Origin of the sequence: Sphingopyxis terrae subsp. terrae NBRC 15098 (assembly GCF_001610975.1) — a bacterium.
GTDB classification, from domain to species: domain Bacteria; phylum Pseudomonadota; class Alphaproteobacteria; order Sphingomonadales; family Sphingomonadaceae; genus Sphingopyxis; species Sphingopyxis terrae_A.
The window spans coordinates 849,182-874,134 of record NZ_CP013342.1; the positions used below are offsets into that span (position 1 = coordinate 849,182).

Sequence of the window (24,953 nt, forward strand, 5' to 3'; positions counted from 1 at the left end):
GCGGCAAGCCCCTTACCCTATCTGGCGCCGCGCGCAAACCATGGTTATGGACCGCGGCATGAGCGAAGAAAAATTGCGCATCGCCTTCATCGGCACCGGCATCATGGGCGGCCCGATGGCCGGCCATCTCGTCAAGGCCGGTCATGCCGTCACCGTCTATAACCGCACCCGCGCCAAGGCGGACGCCTGGGCGGCGGATTATGGCGGTCAGGCAGCGGACAGCCCCGCCGCCGCCGCCGCGGGCGCCGATGCGGTGTTCGCCTGCGTCGGCAACGACGACGATCTCGCGGCGGTGACGCTCGGCGACGACGGGGCTTTCGGCGCGATGAAGTCCGGCGCGGTCTTCGTCGATCACACGACCGTCTCCGCCCGAATCGCCCGGCGCCTGGCCGAAGAGGCCGATGCGCGCGGCCTGCGGTGCGTCGATGCGCCGGTCTCGGGCGGTCAGGCGGGTGCGCAAAATGGGGCGCTGTCGATCATGTGCGGCGCCAGCGTCGCCGCCTTCGCCGCCGCCGAGCCCCTGATGCGCGCCTATGCCGCGCGCATCGTGCATATTGGCGGACCGGGCGCGGGCCAGACGACCAAGATGGTCAACCAGATCGCGATCGCCGGCGTTCTTCAGGGCCTCTCCGAAGCGCTGCGCTTCGCCCAGGCGTCGGACCTCGACACCGACAAGGTGTTCGAGGCAGTGTCGGGCGGAGCCGCGGCAAGCTGGCAGATGCTCAACCGCTGGGGCACGATGGCGAAGGACGAATATGATTTCGGCTTTGCGGTCGACTGGATGCGCAAGGATCTGGGCCTCGCGCTCGACGAAGCCCGCGTCAACGGGGCGACGCTTCCCGTCGCGGCGCTGGTTGATCAATTTTATGCCGAGGTGCAGGGCGCAGGCGGCGGCCGCCTGGACACCAGCTCGCTCGTGACGAGGTTGCCGAAATGAAGCGCCTAGCCCTAACCGTCATCGCCTTACTCCTCGCTGCACCCGCGCAGGCCGATACGCTCGTCGACAATGTCAACGGCATCACGCTCGACAAGGACGGCAAGGTCGTGCGATTCACCGGCATGGTGATCGGCACCGACGGCAAGGTGAAGCAGCTCCTCGACCGCAAGGACAAGCGCCCCGAACGCCCCGATTTCAAGGAAGACGGCAAGGGCCGGACGCTGATCCCCGGCATGATCGACGCGCACGGCCATCTGATGGGCCTGGGTCTGTCGCTCATGCTGCTCGACCTCTCGGACACGCGCTCGCTGGCCGAGGCGCAGGCGGCGATCAAGAAATATGCCGACGAAAACCCCGAACTGCCGTGGATTATCGGGCGCGGGTGGAATCAGGAAAAATGGGGATTGGGCCGCTTCCCGACCGCCGCCGATCTCGACGCGGTTGTCCCCGACCGGCCGGTCTGGCTCGAACGCGTCGACGGCCATGCCGGATGGGCCAACAGCGCTGCGATGACGGCAGCAAAGATCACCGCCGCGACCAAGGCGCCCGAGGGCGGCCGGATCGAGATGACGGACGGCAAGCCCGCCGGCGTCTTCGTCGATGCCGCGGTCGCACTGATCGACAGCGCCAAGCCCAAGCCGCTGGCGCGCGATCTCGACCGCGCCTTCCTCGCCGCGCAGCAGCAATTGCTCGCCCAGGGGATCACCGCGATCGCCGACATGGGCACGACGATCCAGGAATGGCAGGCCTATCGCCGCGCGGGCGACAAGCACCAGCTCGCGATCCGTATCCTCAGCTACGGCGGCGACATTGACAATATGGCGTTGATCGCGGGTCCGGGGCCGACCCCGTGGCTCTATGACGACAAGCTGCGCATGGTGGGGGTGAAGCTCTATCTCGACGGCGCGCTCGGGTCTCGCGGCGCGTGGCTTAAGGCGCCCTATGCCGACGCGCCGGGCCAGAAGGGCCTGCCGCTGCTGACCCCGGCGCAATTGCGCAACAAGATGGTCCGCGCCTCGATGGACAAGTTTCAGGTCGCGATCCACGCCATCGGCGATGCCGCAAATGCCGAGGCGCTCGACGCAATCACCGATCTCACTGCCGATCTGCCCGGCGAACGGCGCTGGCGGATCGAACATGCGCAGATCGTCGATCCCGCCGACATCCCGCGTTTCGCCAAGCTCGGCGTCATCGCGTCGATGCAGCCGATCCACCAGCCGTCGGACCGGCTGATGGCCGAAGCCCGCCTCGGGCCCGACCGGCTGAAGGGCGCTTATGCGTGGCGCAGCATGGAAAATGCCGGCGTCCGCCTCGCCTTCGGGTCGGACGTGCCGGTCGAAAGCGCCAACCCCTTCCCCGGCATCGCCGCCGCCATCTCGCGCACCGATGCACAGGGTCAGCCGTTCGGCGGCTGGCATCCCGAAGAAGCGGTATCGCGCGAGACCGCGCTCGACGGCTTCACGCGCAGCGCCGCCTATGCCGCCTTCGCCGAGGACCGGCTCGGCACGCTGATGCCCGGCATGCGCGCCGACTTCCTGATTGTCGACACCGATCTGCTGCTCGCCAGCCCCGAGGACATCCGCAAGATGGTGCCGCTCGAAACCTGGATCGGCGGCTACCGCTACTACAAAAAGGGCGGCTGATGGATCGGCGGCGTCTGCTCGGCGCGCTCGCCGCGGCGCCCGCCGCGCTGGCGCTCGGCGCGGCGACGAAAGAACCGAAGCGCAAGGATCCGCCGCAGCCGCGCGCATCGAAACGGCGCAAGGGCGTCAAATCGCCCGACAAGCATGTCGATGTCGCGGTCGTCGGCGCCGGCGCGGTCGGGGCATGGACCGCGTGGCATCTCGTCCGTCAGGGCCTCGATGTCCGGCTGTTCGATGCCTATGGCGCCGGTAACGGCCGCGCTGCTTCGAACCTCCCGACCATGCTGTACGATCCCGCACAGGGAGGCGACGCGCTCTACGCCGACCTCGCGCACGACAGCCTGCCGCTGTGGCAGCGCCTGTCTGACAGCGCCAGCCTGCCGATCGTGACGCCGTGCGCCGCGATCACCACACTGCTGACGACCGACGGCGCCGACGAGCCGCCGGGGACCGACCGCGCGACCGGGCACAAGCTGCGCAGCCGCTTCGGCGCGATCGGCTGGCGCGACGAGGAAGCGGCTCTTGTCGCCGACAAGGCCGCGCTTATCGCCGGCCGCCGCTCCATTCTCGAAACCATCCTCGACGCACAGGTCGATGTAGAAGACGTCGTCATGCCCGCGCCGCTGTTCGACAAGAAGCGCGACCTTTATATCCTGCCCGACGGCGGTACCGCCCGCAGCATCGTCTATGCGACCGGCGCGTGGCTGACCGAGCTTTTTCCGCAGATATTGACGCCCGCACGGCTGTCGGCGGTGCGCTACCAGCTTTTTCACGTCGGCCCCGGTCAGGGCGATGTCCAGTATCGCCCGCCCGCGATGCCCGCGCTGGTCGACCGCGCCTACGGCTTCACCCTGCTCCCCGACATCGAGGGGCGCGGGGTGCGCGTGTGGAAAACCGCCCCCGATGCAACGGTCGATCCCGACAGCTTCGACCGCCGCGCCGACGATGCCGCGCTGGCCGCGGTGCGCCAGTGGCTCGCGGGCCGCGTCCCGCATCTGGCCGAGGCTCCGGTCGTCGCGAGCGCCGCCGCGCACGACTGCCGCACGATCAGCGGCGAATTGCTGCTCGACCGCCTGCCCAGCCACGCACGCGCCTGGCTCGCCGGCGGCGCGACGGGGCGTGCCTTCGCGCTCGCCCCGGCCATCGGCGCGCGTATCGCGGCGCACATCGCCGACCCCGCGCGCGCGATCGAACCGCGCTGGGCGCTCGCCCGCCTGACTGGAGCGACCACGACATGAAGCTGACCGACTGCCACAATATCGACGATTTCCGCGCGCTGGCGAAGCGGCGGCTGCCCTGGCCGGTATTCGACTATATCGACGGCGCCGCGGATGATGAGGTGACGCGCCGCCGCAACCGCGCCGCCTTCGACCGGTGCGACCTCATCCCGCGCGTGCTGGCCGGCGTCGAATCGATCGACATGAAGACGACGCTCTTCGGCCGCGAGGTCGCGATGCCGCTTTTCCTGTCACCCACCGCGCTCCAGCGCCTGTTCCACTGGCAGGGCGAGCGCGCGGTGTTGCGCGCTGCCGCCGATGCGGGGACCGTCGCCGGCATATCGAGCCTCGCGACGATCGGCCTCGCCGAAGCGGGCGCGCTGACCGACGGCCCCAAGCTGTTCCAGCTCTATGTCCACAAGGACGAAGGGCTCAACCATGCGATGCTCGAGGCCGCGCGCGCGGCGAAGTTCGATGCCGTCGCGCTCACCGTCGATACGATCGTCGGCGGCAACCGCGAACGCTGCCTGCGCTCGGGCTTTACCTCGCCGCCGCGCTTCACCGCATCGAACATGCTGAGCTATGCGATCAAGCCCGGCTGGGGTCTCAACTATGTCTTGCGCGAAAAATTCAGCCTGCCCAACCTTGCGACCCACGTGTCCGAAGGGTCGAGCGTGCCCAAGTCGGTCGCCGAATATTTCACCACCATGCTCGACCAGAGCCTCGACTGGAAACGCGCCGAGGCGATCCGCAAGGCGTGGGACGGTCCCTTCTGCCTGAAGGGCATCGTCGCGGTCGAGGATGCGCGGCGCGCCGCCGACATCGGCGCGACCGCGATCATGGTGTCGAACCATGGCGGGCGGCAGCTCGACGGCAGCATCGCGCCCTTCGACGCGCTGGCGGCGATCGTCGATGCGGTCGGCGACCGGGTGGAGGTCATCTGCGACGGCGGCATCACCCGCGGGACGCATGTGCTCAAGGCGCTGTCGGTCGGGGCGAAAGCCTGCTCGGGCGGCCGGCTCTATCTCTATGCGCTCGCCGCGGCGGGCGAAGTAGGGGTGGCGCGCGCGGTGGCGCTGCTCCGCGCCGAGATGGAGCGCGGCATGAAGCTGATGGGCGCGAAAAGCCTCGCCGACCTTGGGCGCGGCAATCTGCGCCGGCATTCCGAATAGAAGAAGAAGGAGGGGGCGGCCTCCCCCCGAAGGCCGCCCCTGCCCGGCATCAGAAAGACGCGCCGAGCGAAAAGACCACCGCGCCGTCGGCGCCGATCGCATCCTTGTAACCGCCGGCCTTGGGCTCGTCGGTATTCACATAGCTGACGCCGAAGGTCAGCATCTTGTACGAAGCCGTCGCACCGACCGACCAGTCGAATACCTTGCCGTCGAAACCGCCGGGGAAGGCGTCGCTCCATGCTTGGCCCGCATGGGCGTTCAGCGCCAGGGGCGTGCCCGGAATGTCGGCGGCGAGTTCGCCGTGCAGATAGAAGGCCGACGATTTGGCACCGGGCGCGCGGCTTGGGTCCTGCAGATTGCCGAGCGCCGACTGCTTCCACGCATAGTTGACGCCGACCTTCGCATTCACCGGCCCGACATCGGTCGACAGGTTCAGATAGGGTTCGAAGAAGTCGGCGCCCGATCCGCCGTGCTGCGGACAGAGATAGTACAGCAGACCGCCGTCGACCGTCACACCGCCGACATCCTTGCTGTAACCCGCGAACAGGTCGACCTCGGTGTTACCGGCAAAGCTGACGCTCGATCCCCAGGTGCCGACGTAAAAGCCGCTTTCGTGGGTCACGGTGATGCCGCCCTGGATGGCCGGGTCTTCGCTGTTCTGGGTGAAACCGCGGAAGCGATAGTCGGATACCAGCGTCACGCTGCCCGAAATGGTGATCGGATCGGAGGGTGCTTCGTTCTGGGCGAAAGCGGTGGCGGGAAGAGCGGAAGCCGCAAGGGCAAGGCCCAGGCACGCGCGGGAGAGAGTCTTCATGGGTTGATCCCCTTAACAAGGTAAAATGGATCGTCCCTGCCTGCCGCAAGACAGCCGAAGTCTTTGCTCCGGTCGGCCGTACGTGGCGCCTCTCTCCGACAATTTGCTGCGGCGCACAAACAAAAAAGCCGCATCGGGCACAATAAGGCGCGGATTGCGACTTTTATGCAACAGGTCGTTGCGCATATCCGGTTTCAACGGAAACAATATTACGCAAACGGGCGCCAACCCTCGGTCGGCGCCCGCGCTTTATCGTCGGCTCGATCTGGCCGCGCTATCAGAAGGCGACGCCGACCTTGAAGACGACGGTCGGGTCATACAGCGTATCGACTTCCTTGATCCCGGTCTTCTTGATGTCGGTATCGACATAATGGACGCCCAGGTTGAAGATGCCCGCCGTAACCGTGGCGCCGACCGTCCAGTCGAGATAGTCGCCGCCGGGCGCCAACGCGCCGAGCGAACCGCTGGTGTAGCCGAGCGACGCGTCGACCGTGACCGGCGTATTCGGAATCCCCGACGACAGGCCGAAGTTCAGATAAATATTGTCATCGCTGCCGAGCGACTTCTGGCTGGGCGCATAGGCAACGGTCCCCGTAGCGGACACGGGTCCGATGTCGTGCGACATCTTGCCGATGATTTCGACATAGTCGACCGGACCGAAGGCATCCTTGCCATCGGGATACCAGTAATAGGTCGCGCCGATATCCACCGACGTGCCGGGCGCGACTTCGCCGCCCCAGCCCGCATAGAGGTCGACCTCGACCTTGCCATATTCATCGGTCTTCGGCAGGCCAGACCCCCAGACGCCTGCATAAAATCCGCTCTCGTGGGTCAGTGTGATCGTCGGCTGGACCTCGACCTTTTCGTTCGACAGCGAAATGCCGCGGAAACGATAGTCGGACACCAGATCGACCCCGCCCGACACGGTGATCGGACCGCTCGGCGCGTCGGTCGCGTCCTGCGCCATGGCTGGCGTCGCCATCGCCGATGTCGCGAGCAGCATGCAAAAGCACGCCTTGGTAAGAAATTTCATTGGGTGAGCCCCCCCCTCTCATCGATATTGAACCGAAACCGTCCATCCTGCGGTCCCCGCCCGATCCTCTCCCGATGCTCTTGCGGCCGGCGCGTGGTCAGGAACGCGCCGAAAATCGCGCAATATGCGGCAGCGCACAATTGAAAACTGCACAAATGTTACATTCGCCGCCACGCTGTGTCTTTCCCGCCACAAGCGCGGCCACCGCCCACAGGCTTTGCCAAGGCGGGCGCGGGCGGCTAAAGGAGGCCATCCTCCCTCTCCTCACCGGACCCGATTCATGAGCGATCACAATCCCGGCCTGCGCCCTTGGCGCGACATTGCGCGGCGCGACTGCCGTCAGATCATGGTCGGCAACGTCCCTGTCGGCGGCGGCGCCCCGATCACGGTGCAGACGATGACCAACTCGCCGACGAGCGATCCCGTCGCGACCATCGACCAGATCCGCCGCTGCGAGGATGCAGGCGCCGACCTGATCCGCGTCTCCTGCCCCGATACCGACAGCACCGCCGCGCTCGGCAAGATCGTCCGCGCCGCGCGCGTGCCCGTAATCGCCGACATTCATTTCCACTATAAGCGTGCGCTTGAGGCCGCCGACGCGGGTGCCGCCTGCCTACGCATCAACCCCGGCAATATCGGTTCGTCGGAGCGCGTCGGGGAGGTCGTCCGCGCCGCCAAGGCGAACGGCTGCGCCATCCGCATCGGCGTCAACGCAGGCAGTCTCGAAAAGGATCTGCTCGAAAAATATGGCGAACCCTGCCCCGAGGCGCTGGTCGAAAGCGCGCTCGACCATATCAAGCTGCTTCAGGACCATGACTTCCACGAATATAAGGTCGCGGTAAAGGCGAGCGACGTCTTCCTCGCCGTAGCCTCCTATATGCAGCTCGCCGAAGCGGTCGACTGTCCGCTCCACCTTGGCATCACCGAAGCCGGCGGGCTGATCGGCGGCACCGTCAAATCGGCGCTTGGCATCGGCAACCTCCTCTGGGCGGGGATCGGCGACACGATCCGCGTCAGCCTGTCGGCCGAACCCGAAGAGGAAGTGCGCGTCGGCTATGAAATCCTGAAATCGCTCGGCCTACGAACCCGCGGCGTCCGCGTCGTCTCCTGCCCCAGCTGCGCGCGCCAGGGCTTCGACGTCATCCGCACGGTGCAGGCGCTCGAAGACGCGCTCCAGCACATCAAGACCCCGATGTCGCTCTCAGTATTGGGCTGCGTCGTCAACGGCCCCGGCGAGGCGCGCGAAACCGACATCGGCATCACCGGCGGCGGCAACGGCAAGCATATGGTCTATCTCTCGGGCGTCACCGACCACCATGTCGAAGACGCCGACATGATCGCGCACATCGTCAAGCTGGTCGAAGCCAAAGCCGCCGCGATCGACGCCGGCAGCGCGGTGAGCATGGACGTGACTCACGGCAAGGCGGCGTAACCTGGGCGACAAGCACGCAGTGGTTTCAGAATGAGAGAGGACCGGCGGCCTTTTCTTCTTTCGTCATCGACCAGGGACCGCTTTGGGGTGGGAGCGGACGTTAGTTTATGAGATACAGCACGATTGAAACGGGTACGCTAATCAGGACCGAAATGCTTAAAATTGCGACGATCCAAGCTGCCGCGCGGCCATGGCAGTCGTCCACATGCTCAATGGCCGTTTGCGCAAGATCTACGATCAAGATTTCCATATCGACATTACCGGGGCCAAACATGTCTGCAATCGGTCGTCAGGCGCCGCTCCGAAGCCAAGGCCTCGTTGCAGTAATCTCCGCCATCGCGGCGCCTTCTGTGCCGAACATCCCGGATTGATATCCGGACGACCAGTAGGTCCCGGCGATCTGATCGAACGCTTCAAAACCTCTTCATACTCGAAAAAGCCATCCGTCCGTTTGTAGACGCGCACCTTCCTCTCACCGTTCGGACTGATCATTTCGTGAATTAGGTCCATGCGGACCCTCTTCGCATTGGGGTGTAAGTTCCGCAATCGGTCGTTGGCAGTCATTCGATCCACACCGGCGGTGAACGATTGCCTCATCCGTCCGCTCGTGCGACTTGCTCGCGATGAACAGTTCGCCAGCCATCAGCGCCGCCAAACACTTCTTAAGTGTCGTATGGGATGGCGATCGGCCAGGCGACAAAACGCTCCTCGCTGCGCTGGACGGCTTAGTCGCAGCTTATCACGTGACCCCAGTTGGAGATGTGTCAGATGCTGACGTGGACGCGCCGAGGCAAAACGGCGCATCTCTCTACGCCGATGTAGCGGCACGTTTTCCAACTTATGGCGCTTATCCGGTAGTGGACCCGACTGGATCTTTAGACGACGCGCTGATGGTCGCTGACGCAATCGATGACTTGGCTGACCTTACGTTAGATATGCGCGAGGTCTTATGGCTTGCTGACCATGTCAGTCTCAATGACGCGCATTTCGCCTTCCGGCTTCAATTCTTCCATTGGGGACAGCATGCTCGCGAACTGTCGCTGTATCTGTGCGGCCGGTTGTTTGGCTGAACGCCCACAATCGGTCGTTAGCTGCCAACCTCCCGTCTACCCCGACACCCTCACCGCTCGCGATACGCCGGGGGCCGCTTGCCGAGGAAGGCGGCGAACGCTTCCTTATGGTCTTCGGTTGCGGAGAGGATGACCTGCTGACGATCCTCGATTGCCATGGCGGCGTCGAGGCTCTGGGCGTCGATGTTGAGGTTGAGTGCCTGCTTCGACAGGCGCAGTCCCCAGGGGCTGGTCGCGAGCATTTCTTCGGCGAGCGCCAGGCCGCGGTCCAGCAATTCGTCCTCGGCGACGATCTCGCTCACCAGTCCCGCCGACAGCGCGCGCTCGGCTTCGATGAAGCGGCCGGTCAGGATCATCTCCGACGCCAGGCTGGCGCCGATGAGACGCGGCAGGAAATAGCTCGATGCCATGTCGCAGCCGCCGAGCCCGATGCGGATGTAGGCGGCGTTGCACCGGAAGCCGGGCGCCGCATAGCGCACGTCGGCGGCAAGCATCAGCGACAGCCCGCCTCCCGCCGCGGCGCCGTGCCCCAGCGCGATGATCGGCTGCGGACAGGCGCGCATCTTGCGATAGATATTGCCGATGCTCGTCTGGGTGCGCAGTGTGCGCAGCACCGGCGTCTCGTCGCTCGACCGGTCCTCCTGAATATCGAGCCCGGCGCAAAATCCGCGCCCCGCCCCGCGCAGGATGACGACGCGTACGTCGGGCCGCGCCGCCAGCCCGCCGAAATAATCGTTCAGCTCCTCGACGAGCCCCTCGCTCAGCGCGTTGAGCCGCGCGGGCCGGTTGAGCGTTGCGATCTCGATCTGGCCGCGCGCCTCGATCAGCAGTTCGCCGCTCACAGCGTCTGGCCGTCGTCGATGGTGATCACCGAACCGGTGATGCCGCGCGCCGCGTCGGAGCACAGCATCAGCAGCGGCGTGTGCAGGTCGCTCGGCGGACGCAGCCGCTGGCGCGGGAAGCTCGCGACGAATTTGGTACCCGCCTCGCTCGCGAACAGTTCGGCGGTCATTTCGGATTCGAAATAGCCCGGCTGGATGACATTGACGCTGATCCCGCGCCGCGCCCATTCGCGGGCAAGCGCCTTGCCCATGTGGCGAACCGCGGCCTTGGTGGCGCCATAGACCGAGGTCGCCGGAAAGATCTTTTCCGCCGTTATCGACCCGATGATGACGATGCGGCCATTTTCCTTGTCGCGACTGCCCGCCGCCTCGAGCCGGCGCGCGCCTTCGGTTGCGGTCAGGAAGACCCCGCGGACATTGGCGGCGAGGAGGAAATCGACATCCTCGACCGACAGGCCGAGCGCCACCTTCTCGGTCGCGACGCCGGCGTTGGCGACGATCGTATCGACGGTGCCGAACGCAGCCTCGGCGGCGTCATAGGCGGCCTTGGTCGATGCTTCGTCAGTAACGTCCATACTGACCGCGACCGCTTCGCCTCCCGCTGCGCGGATCGTCTCGACCTGTTCGGCAAGCTTGTCGGCGCGGCGTGCCGCGAGCACCACCTTCGCGCCTGCTGCGGCGAGCGCTTTTGCAAAGCCCGCGCCCAGCCCCGACGACGCCCCGGTCACCAGTGCGACGCGCCCGCTGAGGTCGAATTTCGGTTCGCTAGCCATATTTCTCTCCCTTGTTCTGGCCGCCGGACGGGCGATGCGCGGGCGGCGGCAGGGCCGCACCGTCAGTTAAGTTGACGCTTACGTCAACGGCGAGCGATGGCAAGCCCTTCCGCCCCTGGCTGACGGAAAAACGCCGCTCGGGGGGTTGACCGACCATATTCGTTCTCTTATTGTTCTTTTTGTGCACACACAACCTGTTCCCCCGTCGCGGCCGCCAAGCGTGGCGGACGGGGGAAAAAGGGCCTCTGCTCCCCACCCTTAATTAGCATACCAAATCCGCAACTTTACAATGAGGCGCCCCCCACCACTATCGCATCAGCTTTTGCGAATGGGGAACGGGAAATGACGCGCGCCTTGGCGGTGATGAAGGATCAGCATTGGGACGAATATCCGGATGCGGCCATACCGGCGGACTGCAAAGGCGAATTGAAGCTGAAGAACTGGGCGTTCGCAATTGCCGCGCGCTCGACCATGCGCATGGCGCGGATCGCGCTCGCCCGGCGCCTCGCCATCATCATGCACGCCATGCTCCGAAATGGCACTGAGTTCCAGCCGGCCTGACCTTCGGCCCCAATACAAAGACAGGAGGCCGCACCGAGCTCCCGAGCGGGAGCGAACGCCCGAGGGAGGGAGCAGATGATGGCGCCTATGCTGTAGCATGCGGCCGACTCGTCGACCGACTGCGGTTTCAACCAAGCCACGCTCGCACCCAGCTGACCCCATCAAGTGCCGATATTGAGCACGCAGAGAACGCAGGCACCCAAAGGCATCATCCGCTCAGGACCGAGTAGCCAGACCTTGACCCATTAGAGAACAGCATAGGATGAGCGATGGCGACCGCGCGCCTTGATGCGATCATTCGGTATCGGAAATGGTCGCGATCAAGGCGGACGGGAAGGTCAGCGTAAATGCTGCGCCCCCGTCCGGATGATTGCTCGCCGAAACGGCGATGCCGAGCGCGTCGGCAAAGCCCTTGACGATCGCAAGCCCCAGCCCGCTGCCGCCGTGCCGGTCGCCGCCCTTCCCTTGCTCGAATGTGTCGAAGATTGTGCCTTCCGATCCCGGTTCCAGACCGCCGCCATGGTCGCGCACGGTCAGGGCTACGGCATCGGGCGTTCGGCGGCCAATGATGGCGATGGGCCCGGCGCTGCCGCCATGCTGGATCGCATTGGCGAGCAGATTGAGCAGAATGTGATGGAGCAGCCGCTCATCGACCCGGACAAGCGGAAGACCCGCGGGAACCTGGAAATCGACATGATGTCCGCGCAGCAGATCTTTCAGATCGTGGACCACAGCCGCCACGGCGTCGGTCAGATCGACGGGCGCCACATCCAGGTTGAGACCGCCTGAATCGAGGCGGACCAACTCGACGAGATTGTCGAGAAAACGCCGCAATCGCGACACCTCCGCGCGCGCGAGCGGCAGCGCGGACGCGCCGGGGTGCTCGCTCGCCAGCGCCTCGATCGCGGCGGTCACGCCGGTCAGCGGGGTGCGCAGGTCGTGCCCGATCGACGAGAGCAGCGCGGCGCGGAGGCGGTCGCGTTCCTCGAGGACCGACAGGCTGCGCATCTCGTCCTCCAGATGCAAGCGTTCGTGCGCGAGCGCCGCCTGGCCCACGAGCGTGGCGAGCAGCGCGGCGCGGTCGGGCGAAATCGGGTCGCGGCCGTCCTCGCTCGCGATGCCGAGGATCGCAAGAACCCCGAGCCCGGTCTTGAGCGGATGAAACTGCCAGTCGGACGCAACGAGCGTATTCGTCCCGCGTCCCGCAGGTTCGCCGCTCGTCCAGGCCCACTCGGCCGCCGCCTGATCGATCGGCGAGATCGCCGCATCGACGGGCCGCGCGACCAGCGGTCGCAACAGCCCGCCCTGCTCGGCCAGAATGATGCTGCGTACGCCCAGCAAGCGCGCCACTTCCTCGCAGGTTACCGCAGCGGTGGTTTCGCGATCGGAGGCGCGCGCAAGCATCTGCGCGAAGGCGGCAAGCGACGCATTTTCCTGCGCGCTGCGAACCCCGATCCGCGCGCGCGTCCGCAGCCGGCCGGCAAGATTGCTGACCACCGCGGCGACGCCGGTAAGGATCAACATGGTGAGGACGCTCTGCGGATCGGCGATCGTGAAGGTATGCCGCGGCTCGAGGAAGAAGAAGTTGAACGCCAGCGCCGCAACGAGGCTCGCGAACAGCCCCGGACGCAAGCCGTAAAGCGTCGCGGCGACAATCACCGGAACGAGATACAGCAGGTCGACCGCCCCGGTCCCGATCCATGGTTCGGCCAGACGCGCGGCGCCCGTCATCAGCGCGATGAGCCCCAGTCCGACCGCATAGCTCGACGGGCGCCCCCAGCCGCGTGTCCAGTCGAGACCCCGGCGCGTGGCAGGAGATTCGCGGGGTGACGGGATGACGTGGATGGCAAGGTCGCCCGCGTCGTGGATCAGCGCCTCGACGACCGAACCGTGGCGAAGTTCGAACCACCAGCTACGCTGCGACCTGCCGATGATAAGCTGGGTCGCGCGCATCACCTCGATCTGGCCGCGCAGTCCGGCAATAACGCTCTCCGCAGGAACGGTAGCGATCGTCGCGCCGAGGGTAGCGGCCAGTGCGAGCGACGCGGCTATCCGCCGCCGGGCATCGTCGTCGAAGGCCGCGCTTCGTGCCGTCTCGATATGCACCGCCGTCCATGGGGCGTTCAGCCCGTCGGCAAGGCGCTTTGCGGTGCGCACGAGCATATCGCTGCCTGGCTGTTCGCTGATCGCGACGAGGATCCGCTCGCCGGCCGCGAAGGTGCCCGCTTCGCCCGTCGCATCGAGATCGTGCAACATTTGCCGGTCGACGCTCAAAGCAGCTCGCCGGAGCGCCATTTCGCGCAGCGCCGAAAGGTTCGCCTTCGAAAAGAAATGGCCGAGGGCACGGCTTGCCTCGTGCGGCACATAGACCTTGCCATCGCGCAGCCGGTCGATCAGTTCGTCGGGCGGTAGGTCGACGAGCTTGATTTCGGCTCCTTCGAACACGCTGTCGGGTACCGTCTCGCGAACGCGCACCCGGGTAAAGCTTGCGACGACGTCATTCAGGCTTTCGACATGCTGGACGTTGAGCGTCGTATAGACGTCGATCCCGGCGTTCAGCAGTTCCTCGACATCCTGCCAGCGTTTGGGATGCCGGCTGCCGTCCATATTGGTATGGGCATATTCGTCCACCAGCGCGAGTGTCGGGGCGCGGCGGAGCACGGCATCGATGTCCATCTCGGTCAGTTGGTGGCCGCGATAGGCGACTTCGCGGCGCGGCACGACCTCCATCCCGTCGAGCAGTGCTTCGGTCTCGGCCCGACCGTGCGTTTCCACCACGGCGACGACGACGTCCTGTCCGTCGCGCCGCAACGCGGCACCTTCGCTGAGCATCGCATAGGTTTTGCCCACGCCCGGCGCCGCACCGAGAAAAATCTTCAGCCGCCCGCGCGCCTCGCGCTTTGCCTGCCGCAACAGGGCTTCGGGTGAGGGTCTCTTGGTGGCCGATACCATGCGCCCGCTTACCCCGGTCGCGGACACAGGGCCAAGCGACAATCGGCGATCTTTATGGAATCCTTATGCGCCCGGCGAAAATCGACCGCGAAACTTTACGGCGAAGGGGCGTAGCGGCGTCGCATTCAGTCCGGCTCCCTCGGGAGTCGCCCTTTGCCGGAGACCTATGATGACCGATCTGATGTGGCTCGCCCTTACCGCGCTGCTGTTCGCAGCCACGCTCGGCTACGCGCGCATCTGCGACAAGGCCTGACCATGAGCGCTTCGTCGATGCTCGCTGGCGCCGTCGCTGCGGCGCTGTTCGTCTATCTCGTGGTGGCGCTGCTGCGCCCCGAACGTTTCTGACCGGAGGCAATCCCATGACCTTGTCCGGATGGATGCTCATTTTCACCTTCGTCGCGATCCTTGCCCGTCCTTGCCAAACCGATGGGCCTCTGGCTCTTTGCCCTTTACGAAGGGCGCACGACCCCGCTTCATCGCATCCTGGGGCCAGTCGAGCGGGGCTTCTACCGGATGGCCGGGATCGACCCGACCGAAGAGCAGGGCTGGCGGCGCTACGCGCTTCACATGCTGCTGTTCAACCTCGCGCTGCTGCTTTTCACCTATGCGGTGCTGCGATTGCAGGGGGTACTTCCCGTTAATCCGCAAGGCTTCGGCGCGGTCGGCGCCGACGGCGCTTTTAATACGGCGGTCAGCTTTACGACGAACACCAACTGGCAATGGTATTCGGGCGAGACGACGCTGTCGAACCTGTCGCAGATGCTCGGGCTTACGATCCAGAACTTCCTCTCCGCCGCCACCGGTATCGCGATTGCCTTCGCGCTGTTTCGCGGATTCGCAAGGCGCGAAACGGGAACGATCGGTAATTTCTGGGCCGATACGACGCGCATCACGCTCTATCTGCTGCTTCCCATCTGCACGGTCTACGCGCTGTTCCTGATCGCGAGCGGCGTGCCGCAGACGCTGGCGGGATCGGTCCACGCAACGACGCTCGAAGGCGTGCGACAGACGATCGCGCTCGGTCCGGTCGCAAGCCAGGAAGCGATCAAGATGCTGGGGACCAATGGCGGCGGCTTCTTCAACGCCAACAGCGCGCACCCTTTCGAAAATCCGACCGCGCTCACCAATCTGATCCAGATGGTCTCGATCTTCCTGATCGGCGCCGGGTTGACGTGGTGCTTCGGCAAGGCGGTTGGCGACACGCGCCAAGGTTGGGCAATCCTCGCGGCGATGGGACTTATTTTCATCGCCGGCGCCAGCATTGCCTATTGGCAGGAGGCTGCCGGCAACCCCGCACTTCATTACCTCGGCGTTGGCGGCGGCAATATGGAGGGGAAGGAAGTTCGCTTCGGCATCGCCGCCTCTTCGCTCTTCGCCGTTGTCACCACGGCGGCGTCCTGCGGGGCCGTCAATGCCATGCACGACAGCTTCACCGCAATCGGCGGCCTGATCCCGCTACTCAACATCCAGCTCGGCGAGGTTGTGGTCGGCGGTGTCGGCGCGGGCATCTATGGCTTTTTGCTTTTTGCCATCCTCGCGGTGTTCGTCGCGGGCCTCATGGTGGGGCGCACACCCGAATATGTCGGCAAGAAGATCGAGGCGCGCGAGGTCAAGCTCGCCGTCCTAGCCATTGCGATCCTGCCGCTGGTCATCCTCGGCTTCACCGCCATTGCCAGCGTGCTCCCCGCCGGGCTTGCCGGGCCGCTCAACAAGGGGCCGCACGGCTTCTCGGAGATTCTCTACGCGTTCAGCTCTGGGGCCGGTAACAATGGCTCGGCCTTTGCGGGCCTGAGCGCGGGCACTCCCTTCTACAATGCCATGATCGGGATCGCGATGTGGCTTGGCCGGTTCTTCGTGATCGTGCCGGTGCTCGCGATCGCCGGTAGCCTCGCCGCAAAGCGCCACACCCCCGCTACCAGCGGCTCTTTCCCCACCACCGGAGGGCTGTGGATCGGCCTGCTGATCGGGATCATCCTGATCATAGGCGGCCTCACCTTCCTTCCCAGCCTCGCGCTAGGTCCCGTCGCCGATCATCTCTCGATGATGGCTGGCCAGCGCTTCTGAGGGATCAGCGACATGACGACTCCAACCTCGATGTTCAGCCCCGCACTGGTCGTTCCGGCGATGCGTGATGCGATAAGGAAGCTCAATCCGCGCGAGCTGATGCGCAACCCCGTGATGTTCACCACCGCCTGCGTTGCCCTGCTCATGACGGTGCTGCTCGCGCTCGGCGACCCCGGCCTGTCGCTGGGTTTCGAAACCCAGCTCGTCGCCTGGCTCTGGCTCACCGTGCTTTTCGGCACCTTTGCCGAAGCCCTCGCCGAGGGACGCGGGCGCGCCCAGGCGGCCTCGCTTCGCGCGACGAAGGCCGAGTTGCGCGCCAAACTGATGCTCGGCGTCGGCGAGACTTATGAAATCGTCGCCGCAAGCCAGCTCGAAAAGGGCGAGATCGTGCTGGTCGAAACGGGCGACCTCATCCCCGCCGACGGCGAGGTGATCGAAGGCGTCGCATCGGTCAACGAAGCGGCGATCACCGGCGAAAGCGCCCCTGTGATCCGCGAGGCCGGCGGCGATCGTAGCGCCGTGACAGCCGGCACGCGCGTCATCTCCGACCGCGTCAAGGTGCGCGTCACTGCCGAGCCGGGCCAGGGTTTTCTCGACCGCATGATCGCACTCGTCGAAGGCGCCGAGCGGCGCAAGACGCCCAACGAGATTGCGTTGACGATCCTGCTCGTCGGGCTGACCATCATCTTCCTGATCGCCGTCGCGACCATTCCGGGCTTCGCGTCCTATGCCGGCGGATCGATCCCGGTCGCATTGCTCGCGGCCCTGCTCATCACGCTGATCCCGACGACCATTGCGGCGCTGCTCTCCGCCATCGGGATTGCCGGAATGGACCGCCTCGTGCGCTTCAACGTGCTGGCCAAGTCGGGCCGGGCCGTCGAGGCCGCGGGCGATGTTGATGTTCTCCTGCTCGACAAGACCGGCACGATCACGATCGGCGACCGCCAGGCCAGCGAGTTCCGCGCGCTGGCGGGCGTCGATGACGAGACTCTGGCCGAGGCCGCACTACTCGCCAGCCTGGCCGACGAAACCCCCGAGGGCCGTTCGATCGTGACACTTGCGCGCGAACGCTATGCGATCCGCGTGGCGGCGCTTCCGGCCGGGTCCGACGTCATCCCCTTCACCGCGCAAACGCGCCTTTCGGGGGTCACGGTCGCCGGGGTGACGATCCACAAGGGCGCGGTCGATTCGATCTTCAAGGCCCACCCCGACACCGTATCCTCGCCTGCCGCGCAGGAGTTGCGCCGCATAACGGACGAAGTTGCGCGCGCCGGCGGCACGCCGCTCGCGGTGGTCAGGGACGGGCGTCTGCTCGGCGCCATCCACCTGAAGGACGTCGTGAAGGCGGGCGTTCGCGAACGCTTCGGCGAATTGCGCAAGATGGGCATCCGCACCGTTATGATTACGGGCGACAACCCGCTGACGGCCGCGGCGATCGCCGCCGAAGCCGGGGTGGACGATTTCCTGGCCGAAGCGACGCCCGAGGACAAGCTTGCCCTCATTCGCCGCGAGCAGGCCGAGGGACGGCTCGTTGCCATGTGCGGCGACGGCACCAACGACGCCCCCGCGCTGGCGCAGGCCGATGTCGGCGTCGCGATGAACACCGGCACGCAGGCGGCGCGCGAGGCGGGCAATATGGTCGATCTCGACAGTGATCCGACCAAGCTGATCGAGGTTGTGGGTCTGGGCAAGCAATTGCTGATGACGCGCGGCGCGCTGACGACCTTTTCGGTCGCTAACGATGTCGCCAAATATTTTGCGATCATCCCGGCGATTTTCGTCTTTCTCTATCCTGAGCTCGGCGTTCTCAACGTCATGCGCCTTGCCACGCCCGAAAGCGCGGTGCTGTCGGCGATCATCTTCAACGCCTTGATCATTCCGTGCCTCGTCCCGCTTGCCCTCAAGGGCGTGCGCTACCGGCCGATGCCTGCCGGCCCGTTGCTCGCGCGCAATCTATCGATCTTCGGCCTCGGCGGACTGGTGGCGCCATTCGTCGGCATCAAGCTGATCGACCTCGCCGTGTCCGGCCTCCAGCTTGCGTAAGGACAATTCCATGCTTTCCGAACTCAAATCCGCCCTTCGTCCCGCGCTCGTGCTGACCGCGCTTTTCGCTCTCCTCCTCGGTCTGGTCTATCCGCTCGCGCTGACGGCTATGGGCCAGCTCGTCTTTCCGGAGCAAGCCAATGGCAGCCTCGTCCGCGACGGTTCAAAGATCGTGGGATCGAAGCTGATCGGCCAGAGGTTCCTGGCCGACGCCTATTTCCACGGGCGCCCCTCGGCCGCCGGCGCCGATGGTTATGATGCCGCCGCTTCCTCGGGGTCGAACCTCGGTCCGGCGAGCAAAGCGCTCGCCGATCGCGTCGCCGCCGACGTCAAGGCCCTCACTGCAACGGCACCGGGCCGCCCTGTCCCGCCCGACCTGGTGACGACCTCCGCCTCGGGGCTGGACCCCCACATCAGCCCCGAGGCGGCTTTTTTCCAGATTGCCCGCGTGGCGAAAGCGCGCGGCATCGACGACGCCAGCCTCCGAGCACTGGTCGAGGCATCTGTCGAACACCCGTTGGCAGGGATCCTTGGCGACAGGCGCGTCAACGTGCTGATGCTCAATCGGGCACTCGACGCGCGCTTCCCGACGAAATAGGCTGGCCGGATGGTGCCACCGGCAAAAATCCTGATCATCGAGGACGATGCCCATATCCGGCGGCTGCTGCAGGCCACGCTGCAGCGCGCCGGTCATCAGGTGATCGAAGCTGACAGCGCCAGGCAGGCGATGGCCCTGTTCGACATCGAGCGGCCCGATGTCGTGCTGCTCGATCTCGGCCTGCCCGATCGTGACGGGCTGGAATTGATCGAGCCGCTGCGGCTGCGCTCGAACGCCACGCTGATCGTCGTATCGGCGCGCGAAAACAGTGTCGAGAAGGTGACGGCGCTGGATCTGGGCGCCGACGACTATGTCACCAAGCCCTTCGATACCGAGGAATTGCTCGCCCGGATCCGCACGGCGCTGCGCCACCAGCGCGCGTTCGCGTCCGGCGAGGAACCCACCGTTGTCGAGGCGGGCGCGCTGCGAATAGACCTTGCGCACCGCCGCGTCTTTCGCGGCGCCGAGGAGGTTCATCTGACCCCGAAGGAATATGGCGTCCTGGCCGAACTTGCGCGCCGTCCCGACCGCGTCCTGAGCCACACCCAATTGCTGACCTCGGTGTGGGGTCCGGCCCAGGCCGATCGCGTGGAATATCTGCGGATCGTCGTCCGCGGACTGCGCCAGAAACTGGAAGAAGATCCGTCGCAACCGAAGCGGATCGTCAACGAACTGGCCGTGGGGTACCGGCTGCGGACCTAGTTTGGCCGATTTCGGACAGTCAGCTTTTGCCCCGGCAAATGCGATGCCGTCATGCCGGCCGCCGAGCATAGTGGCCGAAGGCAGCGATGACGGCATAGCAAGCGGCGGGAAGGAGCAGCGCGAGCCCAAGATGCCCGGTGAGGTCCGCGATTGCACCGGTCGCGAGCGGGACCACGGCACCTCCAAAGATCGCGATATTGATGATCCCTGACCCGTCGGCAGCGCGGGGACCGAGCTTTTCGGACGCGAGGCTGAAGATCGTCGGGAACATGATCGCGTTCATCAGGCCTATGGCAAGCAGGCTGTAGCCCGACAGAGCACCGGTCGTGCTGGTGGAGACAAGGATCAGCGCGATCGCGCCGACCGCGACCCAGGCGAGCAGCTTGCCCGGACTGATGACGCGCATCACTGCCGATCCGATGAAACGCCCAGCCATCGCGCCGCCCCAATAGAGTCCGATGAGCTTGCCCGCCGCCTGTTCCTGCAGGGCCAGGACGTGCCCCTGCATCAGGTAGCTGACGATCAACGACCCGATCGACACTTCAGCGCCAACATATAGGAAGATGCAGAGAGCGCCGAAGCCGAAACGCGGACGCCTTAGCAGGTCAAAACCCGCAAACGCGGCACTCGCCTCATGCCGCTCGCCCTTCAGGCGCTTGCGGAACATCCACACGGTCGCCGCCACGACCGCAAGCGCGACCGCAATGCCGAGATAGCCATGCACAATCGCGAGGCTTTCGGAAGTGCGATAGGCGTCGAGCTCGGCGCCCGATAGCTGATCGGCGCTCACTTTTGCCAGACCGCCGAGGATAAGCGTCGACCCTGCGACCGGGAACAGCGTGGTACCCAGCGAGTTGAACGCCTGTGCGAAGGTCAGGCGGCTGTGCGCTGTCTCAGGCTTACCAAGCAGCGAGATCAGCGGATTGGCAACGACCTGCACGATAACCACCCCGCTCGCGAGGACAAATAGCGCAAGCAGGAACAGGCCATAGGTCGCATTCTGCGATGCCGGAATGAACAGGAGACAGCCTACCATCATCGTAAGCAGGCCCGCGACCGCACCGCGCATATAGCCGATCTTCTTGACAAGCTTCGCCCCCGGTATCCCGATGAGCAAATAGGCGGTGAAGAAGCAGAACTGTACGAGCATTGCCTGCGTGTAGTTGAGAGTGAATAGCTCCTTCAGCTTCGGAATGATCACGTCGTTCAGAGACGTGATCCCCCCGAAGATGAAGAACAGCCCCATCACGAACAGCCGCAGCTCCGGTGCGTCGACATAAGCTTCCGTTCCTGCATCCCCGGCGCTGGTCGGGGCGGGCGTATGGGCCATCCTGCTTCTCCAAAATAGTCCTATCGACGATAGGTGATGTCGTTATCGCGATCCGTAGGGTCGGCCATAATCAGGACGCGTATCATTTACCCGCGGCAAGGCGCATGGCGGCGCCGCCGCCGGGCGCGAGCCACAGGGTATAGCTATCACCCTTTTTCACCTTGATCCTGTCGTATGCGATGCTGTGCCGCGCTTCGGTCAGATAAGTGGCGCCGTCGCCGTCCTTATAAATCGTCGCGACGTAGGTTCTGCCCGGTTCCAGAAAGTCGAAGCGCAGCGTCAACGTCCGCGCCGTCGCATCGTTGACGCCGCCAACATACCAGTCAGCACTGTTGCGGTCCTTGCGCGCGAAAATAGCATAATCCCCGACCTCGCCCGCGATCAGGTGGCTTTCCGACCAGTCGGCCGGCACTGTCGAGATGAAATCGAGCTCGCGCGGAAACTTCTCCAGCGTTTCGGGGAAATCGGCCGCCATCTGGATCGGCGAATAGATGGCGAGATAGAGGCCGAGCTGCTTCGCCAGCGTCGAAGCCAGCGGCGCATGGTTCGCACCCTCGAGACTGAGGACCCCTGGCGTGAAGTCCATCGGCCCCGACAGCATCCGCGTATAGACGAGCGTCGGTTCGTGATCGGGGCCGTTTGCGAAGGCGCCCCAGGCATTATATTCCATGCCCCGGGCGCCTTCGCGTGCGACCCAGTTGGGATAGGTGCGGCGAAGACCGGTGTCCTTCACCGGCTCGTGCGGATCGACCGCCACATGATATTTGGCGGCGGTCTGGACGACCTTCAGATGATGCTGCACTTGGCGCTGGCCGTCGTGCCACTCCATCGCAACGCTGTCGGCGGTGTCGCCCGGCGCGATGATGCCGCCCGCGTCGGCGACATAGCCGGTCTTGACCGTCCCGACGCCGAGCCGGCCGTACAGCTTCATCGCATCGTCGAGCTGCGCCTCGTAAACCTTGATATTCCCGCCGGTTTCATGGTGTCCGATCAGCTGGACATGCTTAGCGCGGGCATAGTCGGTAACCGCCTTCAGGTCGAAATCGGGAGTCGCCTCGGTAAAGCTGAACTCGTCGCCGTGGCCGAACCAGTTGCCGTTCCAGCCCTTGTTCCAGCCCTCGACCAGCACGCCGCCGAAGCCGTGCTTGGCTGCGAAATCGATCGTCGCTTTCGTGCGCTCGGTTGTCGCGCCATGCTTCGGCCCCTCGGCCCAGGTCCAATCGCCGCGGATCATGCCCCACCAGATGCCGACATATTTCATCGGCTTGAACCAGCTGACATCGCCCAGCTTGTTCGGTTCGTTGAGATTGAGCTCGAGGTCGCTTTCGACCAGCCCCGCCGCGCTGTCCGCAATGCGGATCGTGCGCCATGGCGTCGCGAACGGCAGGTCGCGCACGACGCGCGGCCCCTTCGACGAGGGTGCCAGCGTGGCGCGGAATTTCTGCCCTTCGGCGCGCTTCAGCCACATCCCCGAATAGTCGACGAGCGCTGCCTCGTGGAACGACAGATGCGTCCCGTCGTCGAGCCGCACGGTCATCGGGGTGTGCGCGGTGGCGACGGCATCGACCGGCGTCTTTTGATAGATTTGCTCGTACCGGTTCCACTCGCCGGCGGTGATCCACCACGCCTTGCCCTTGGGCACCAGGTCGAACTCGGTGATTTCCTCGGCAATCTTCGCGGTCTTGAGCCCCGCCTGCTCGGGGAGCTCGTAGCGAAAGCCGATGCCGTCGTCGAACAGGCGGAAGCGGACGTTCATCGCATGGCCGCCCCAGCTTTCGTTCTGGCGCAGGCGAACGAGCAGTTCGTTGTGGTGGTCGCGCACGAAGCGGCGTTCGCCCCAAGGCTGTTCCCAGCGGCTGTCAGCGCTCGCGCGCTCGATGCCATCGATCGCGAAGCCGCGCTGGAGGCCGATCCCGTCGGTGAGCAGGAAGCCGAGCTTCGACGGCGCGAACAGCAATTGCCCCTTGCGCGACAGCGACCAGGTCGGCCGCTGATCGTTGTCGGTCGCGACGGTCAGCACCAGGCTACCGTCGGGCGAGGTTGCGGTGACCGACGCGGGCGCCTCCTGCGCGACGGCGGGTGACGCGGCGAGAAGCGCGAGCGGGGCAAGGCGAAGCATGGACATCAATGTTCGATCCGGATCCAGAGGGCACCGCAAGGCGGCAAGGTGTCGGCGTCGGCCCCATTGATCGCCACGATCGGCGTTCCGCCGCGATGCTGCGCGGCAATGTCAATGGACTCCCCGCCGAGGTTGAAGAGGCAGCGGATCGTTTCGCCTCCGGTCACGCGGTCGAAGACCAGCAGGTCGCCTTCGGCCACCCAGCCGCCGTCGCGGCCGTGACGGAGCGCGGGATGCGCTGCCCGCAGCGCGACGAGCCGCCGCGTCAGGTTGAGCAGCGACGCGGGGTCGCTATCCTGCCGGTCCACCGCGAGGCCGGCGTGCGCGTCACCCAGCGGCAGCCACGGACTGGCGGACGAAAATCCGGCATGCGCCGCATCCCCCGCCCACGGCAACGGCGTCCGCGCGCCGTCGCGCGACAGGGTCAGCGGCCAGTTCTTCAGCGCTTCGGGATCCTTGACCATCTCGAACGGGATATCGACCTGATCGAGCCCCAGTTCCTCGCCATTATAGATGATGATGTTGCCGCGCAGCGCACACAGCAGCGCCATCTTCATGCGCGAATAGGCGGCGGCATCGACGCCGGCGGGCGTCCAGCGCGACACCGCGCGCGGCGCGTCGTGGTTTTCAAAGGCCCAGCTCGGCCAGCCGATACCCGGCGCGTCGGGCCATTGCTCGGCAGCTTCGCGAACGAGCTTCGGCGTCAGCCGGTCGGCGTAGAGGAAGTCGAAACCATAGGCGCTGTTCAGGCGCCGGTCGCCCGCGGTGAACAGCTTCATCTCGCGCACCGCATCGTCGCCGCCAACCTCGGCGACGGTGAAGCTGCCGCCATATTCGTCGGTCAGCGCGCGAATGCGTTCGAGGAACAGCGGGATGTCGGGATGCGACTGGTTGTAGATTTTCAGCTGAAAATCGAACGGCCGGGTGCGGACCTTGTTCGACGGCGGCGCCGGCGGATTGTCGCGCAATTCGGGATCGTGCATCGCAAAATTGATCGCGTCGATGCGGAACCCGTTGACGCCGCGGTCGAGCCAGAAGCGGACCACGTTCAGCAACGCATCCTGCACCGCGCGGTTGTGGACGTTGAGCTGCGGCTGGGTCCCCAGGAAATTGTGCATATAATATTGGCCGCGCCGCGCGTCCCACGTCCATGCCGGACCGCCGAACACCGACTGCCAATTAGTCGGCGGCGAGCCGTCGGGCTTCGCATCGGCCCAGACATACCAGTCGGCCATCGCATTATCCCTGCTCGCGCGGCTGGTCGCGAACCAGTCGTGCCGATCCGACGTGTGTGCAAAGACAAGGTCGGTCGTCACCTTCAGACCCAGCGCGTGCGCGCGCGCGACGAGCGCGTCGAAATCGTCGAGCGTCCCGAAGATCGGATCGACGCCGTAATAATCGGCAATGTCGTATCCGAAATCGTCCATTGGCGAGGGATAGAAGGGCGACAGCCAGATTGCATCGACACCCAGCGAGGCAACATAATCGAGCCGCGCGGTGATGCCGGCCAGATCGCCGATCCCGTCGCCGTTTGAATCGGCAAAGCTGCGCGGATAAATCTGGTAGATCGCCGCGCCCTTCCACCACGGCAGGTCGGCGTCGGCGACGGCGTGCGGTTGTTTGGCAAGGCTATGGTTCGTCGTCACGCGTC

At 65.4% G+C, this 24,953-nt stretch carries 18 protein-coding genes and 2 pseudogenes; 12 read left to right on the forward strand and 8 right to left on the reverse strand.

Annotated elements, in window-relative coordinates:
• Positions 1–58 precede the first annotated feature (58 nt).
• From AOA14_RS04190 to AOA14_RS04205, 4 genes are read left to right on the forward strand one after another with little or no spacing between them, the layout of a single operon-like run.
• Entirely contained in the window at positions 59–937 is an 879-nt protein-coding gene (locus tag AOA14_RS04190) for an NAD(P)-dependent oxidoreductase (RefSeq protein ID WP_238929724.1), read from the forward strand.
• Complete coding sequence (locus AOA14_RS04195) at positions 934–2,580, forward strand: amidohydrolase (protein ID WP_062900890.1); 1,647 nt, start codon at positions 934–936, stop codon at positions 2,578–2,580. Before AOA14_RS04190 ends, AOA14_RS04195 begins: the two co-directional genes overlap by 4 nt.
• Positions 2,580–3,818, forward strand: coding sequence for an NAD(P)/FAD-dependent oxidoreductase (locus AOA14_RS04200; RefSeq protein WP_062900891.1), 1,239 nt, complete (start codon positions 2,580–2,582; stop codon positions 3,816–3,818). Before AOA14_RS04195 ends, AOA14_RS04200 begins: the two co-directional genes overlap by 1 nt.
• Positions 3,815–4,969 (forward strand): alpha-hydroxy acid oxidase, encoded by a 1,155-nt coding sequence (locus AOA14_RS04205; RefSeq protein WP_062900892.1) that lies wholly within the window; start codon positions 3,815–3,817, stop codon positions 4,967–4,969. Before AOA14_RS04200 ends, AOA14_RS04205 begins: the two co-directional genes overlap by 4 nt.
• Positions 4,970–5,018: 49 nt before the next feature.
• On the opposite strand, the gene AOA14_RS04210 is transcribed toward AOA14_RS04205, so the two are convergent.
• Positions 5,019–5,783, reverse strand: a complete 765-nt coding sequence (locus AOA14_RS04210; protein ID WP_062900893.1) for a TorF family putative porin — start codon at positions 5,781–5,783, stop codon at positions 5,019–5,021.
• 277 nt (positions 5,784–6,060) lie between these two features.
• Positions 6,061–6,816 (reverse strand): TorF family putative porin, encoded by a 756-nt coding sequence (locus tag AOA14_RS04215; protein ID WP_062900894.1) that lies wholly within the window; start codon positions 6,814–6,816, stop codon positions 6,061–6,063.
• Between the two features lie 280 nt (positions 6,817–7,096).
• On the opposite strand from AOA14_RS04215, the gene ispG reads away from it, so the two are divergent.
• Positions 7,097–8,248 (forward strand): flavodoxin-dependent (E)-4-hydroxy-3-methylbut-2-enyl-diphosphate synthase, encoded by a 1,152-nt coding sequence (ispG, locus tag AOA14_RS04220; RefSeq protein ID WP_062900895.1) that lies wholly within the window; start codon positions 7,097–7,099, stop codon positions 8,246–8,248.
• Positions 8,249–8,871: 623 nt separating this feature from the next.
• On the forward strand, positions 8,872–9,318 hold the full coding sequence (locus AOA14_RS04225) for a hypothetical protein (protein ID WP_062900896.1): 447 nt from the start codon (positions 8,872–8,874) through the stop codon (positions 9,316–9,318).
• Positions 9,319–9,368: 50 nt separating this feature from the next.
• Here AOA14_RS04225 and AOA14_RS04230 read toward each other — a convergent pair whose 3' ends face one another.
• Together AOA14_RS04230 and AOA14_RS04235 are read right to left on the reverse strand one after the other, a co-directional pair.
• A complete protein-coding gene (locus AOA14_RS04230; RefSeq protein ID WP_062900897.1) occupies positions 9,369–10,160 on the reverse strand; it encodes an enoyl-CoA hydratase/isomerase family protein in 792 nt (263 codons plus the stop codon).
• Entirely contained in the window at positions 10,157–10,933 is a 777-nt protein-coding gene (locus AOA14_RS04235) for an SDR family NAD(P)-dependent oxidoreductase (protein ID WP_062900898.1), read from the reverse strand. Before AOA14_RS04235 ends, AOA14_RS04230 begins: the two co-directional genes overlap by 4 nt.
• A gap of 414 nt (positions 10,934–11,347) precedes the next feature.
• On the opposite strand from AOA14_RS04235, the pseudogene AOA14_RS04240 reads away from it, so the two are divergent.
• Positions 11,348–11,494, forward strand: a pseudogene (locus tag AOA14_RS04240) (IS110 family transposase); the annotation flags it as partial.
• A 294-nt stretch (positions 11,495–11,788) separates the two neighbouring features.
• Here the strand turns inward: AOA14_RS04240 and AOA14_RS04245 are convergent.
• Complete coding sequence (locus AOA14_RS04245; RefSeq protein WP_062900900.1) at positions 11,789–14,446, reverse strand: DUF4118 domain-containing protein; 2,658 nt, start codon at positions 14,444–14,446, stop codon at positions 11,789–11,791.
• A gap of 255 nt (positions 14,447–14,701) precedes the next feature.
• Here AOA14_RS04245 and kdpF point away from each other — a divergent pair, with 255 nt between their 5' ends.
• The 5 genes and pseudogenes from kdpF (at position 14,702) to AOA14_RS04270 (ending at position 19,853) form a co-directional block, all read left to right on the forward strand.
• Positions 14,702–14,791: a K(+)-transporting ATPase subunit F gene (kdpF, locus tag AOA14_RS04250; protein WP_040590286.1), complete on the forward strand. Its 90-nt coding sequence runs from the start codon at positions 14,702–14,704 to the stop codon at positions 14,789–14,791.
• 14 nt (positions 14,792–14,805) lie between these two features.
• A pseudogene (kdpA, locus tag AOA14_RS04255) lies at positions 14,806–16,510 on the forward strand (potassium-transporting ATPase subunit KdpA).
• 12 nt (positions 16,511–16,522) lie between these two features.
• Complete coding sequence (gene kdpB / locus AOA14_RS04260) at positions 16,523–18,553, forward strand: potassium-transporting ATPase subunit KdpB (protein ID WP_062900901.1); 2,031 nt, start codon at positions 16,523–16,525, stop codon at positions 18,551–18,553.
• Positions 18,554–18,563: 10 nt separating this feature from the next.
• Positions 18,564–19,151, forward strand: a complete 588-nt coding sequence (gene kdpC / locus AOA14_RS04265) for a potassium-transporting ATPase subunit KdpC (protein ID WP_062900902.1) — start codon at positions 18,564–18,566, stop codon at positions 19,149–19,151.
• Between the two features lie 9 nt (positions 19,152–19,160).
• Positions 19,161–19,853 carry a response regulator gene (locus AOA14_RS04270; protein WP_062900903.1) on the forward strand — a complete coding sequence of 231 codons (693 nt, stop codon included), beginning with the start codon at positions 19,161–19,163 and terminating at the stop codon, positions 19,851–19,853.
• Between the two features lie 49 nt (positions 19,854–19,902).
• On the opposite strand, the gene AOA14_RS04275 is transcribed toward AOA14_RS04270, so the two are convergent.
• From AOA14_RS04275 to AOA14_RS04285, 3 genes are all read right to left on the reverse strand, one after another.
• Positions 19,903–21,183 (reverse strand): sugar MFS transporter, encoded by a 1,281-nt coding sequence (locus AOA14_RS04275; RefSeq protein WP_062900904.1) that lies wholly within the window; start codon positions 21,181–21,183, stop codon positions 19,903–19,905.
• A gap of 82 nt (positions 21,184–21,265) precedes the next feature.
• Positions 21,266–23,308: a glycoside hydrolase family 97 protein gene (locus AOA14_RS04280; RefSeq protein WP_062900905.1), complete on the reverse strand. Its 2,043-nt coding sequence runs from the start codon at positions 23,306–23,308 to the stop codon at positions 21,266–21,268.
• The gene (locus tag AOA14_RS04285) at positions 23,308–24,948 is read right to left on the reverse strand and encodes an alpha-amylase family glycosyl hydrolase (RefSeq protein ID WP_062900906.1); all 1,641 of its coding nucleotides are present in this window, start codon (positions 24,946–24,948) and stop codon (positions 23,308–23,310) included. Before AOA14_RS04285 ends, AOA14_RS04280 begins: the two co-directional genes overlap by 1 nt.
• Between the last annotated feature and the right edge of the window lie 5 nt (positions 24,949–24,953).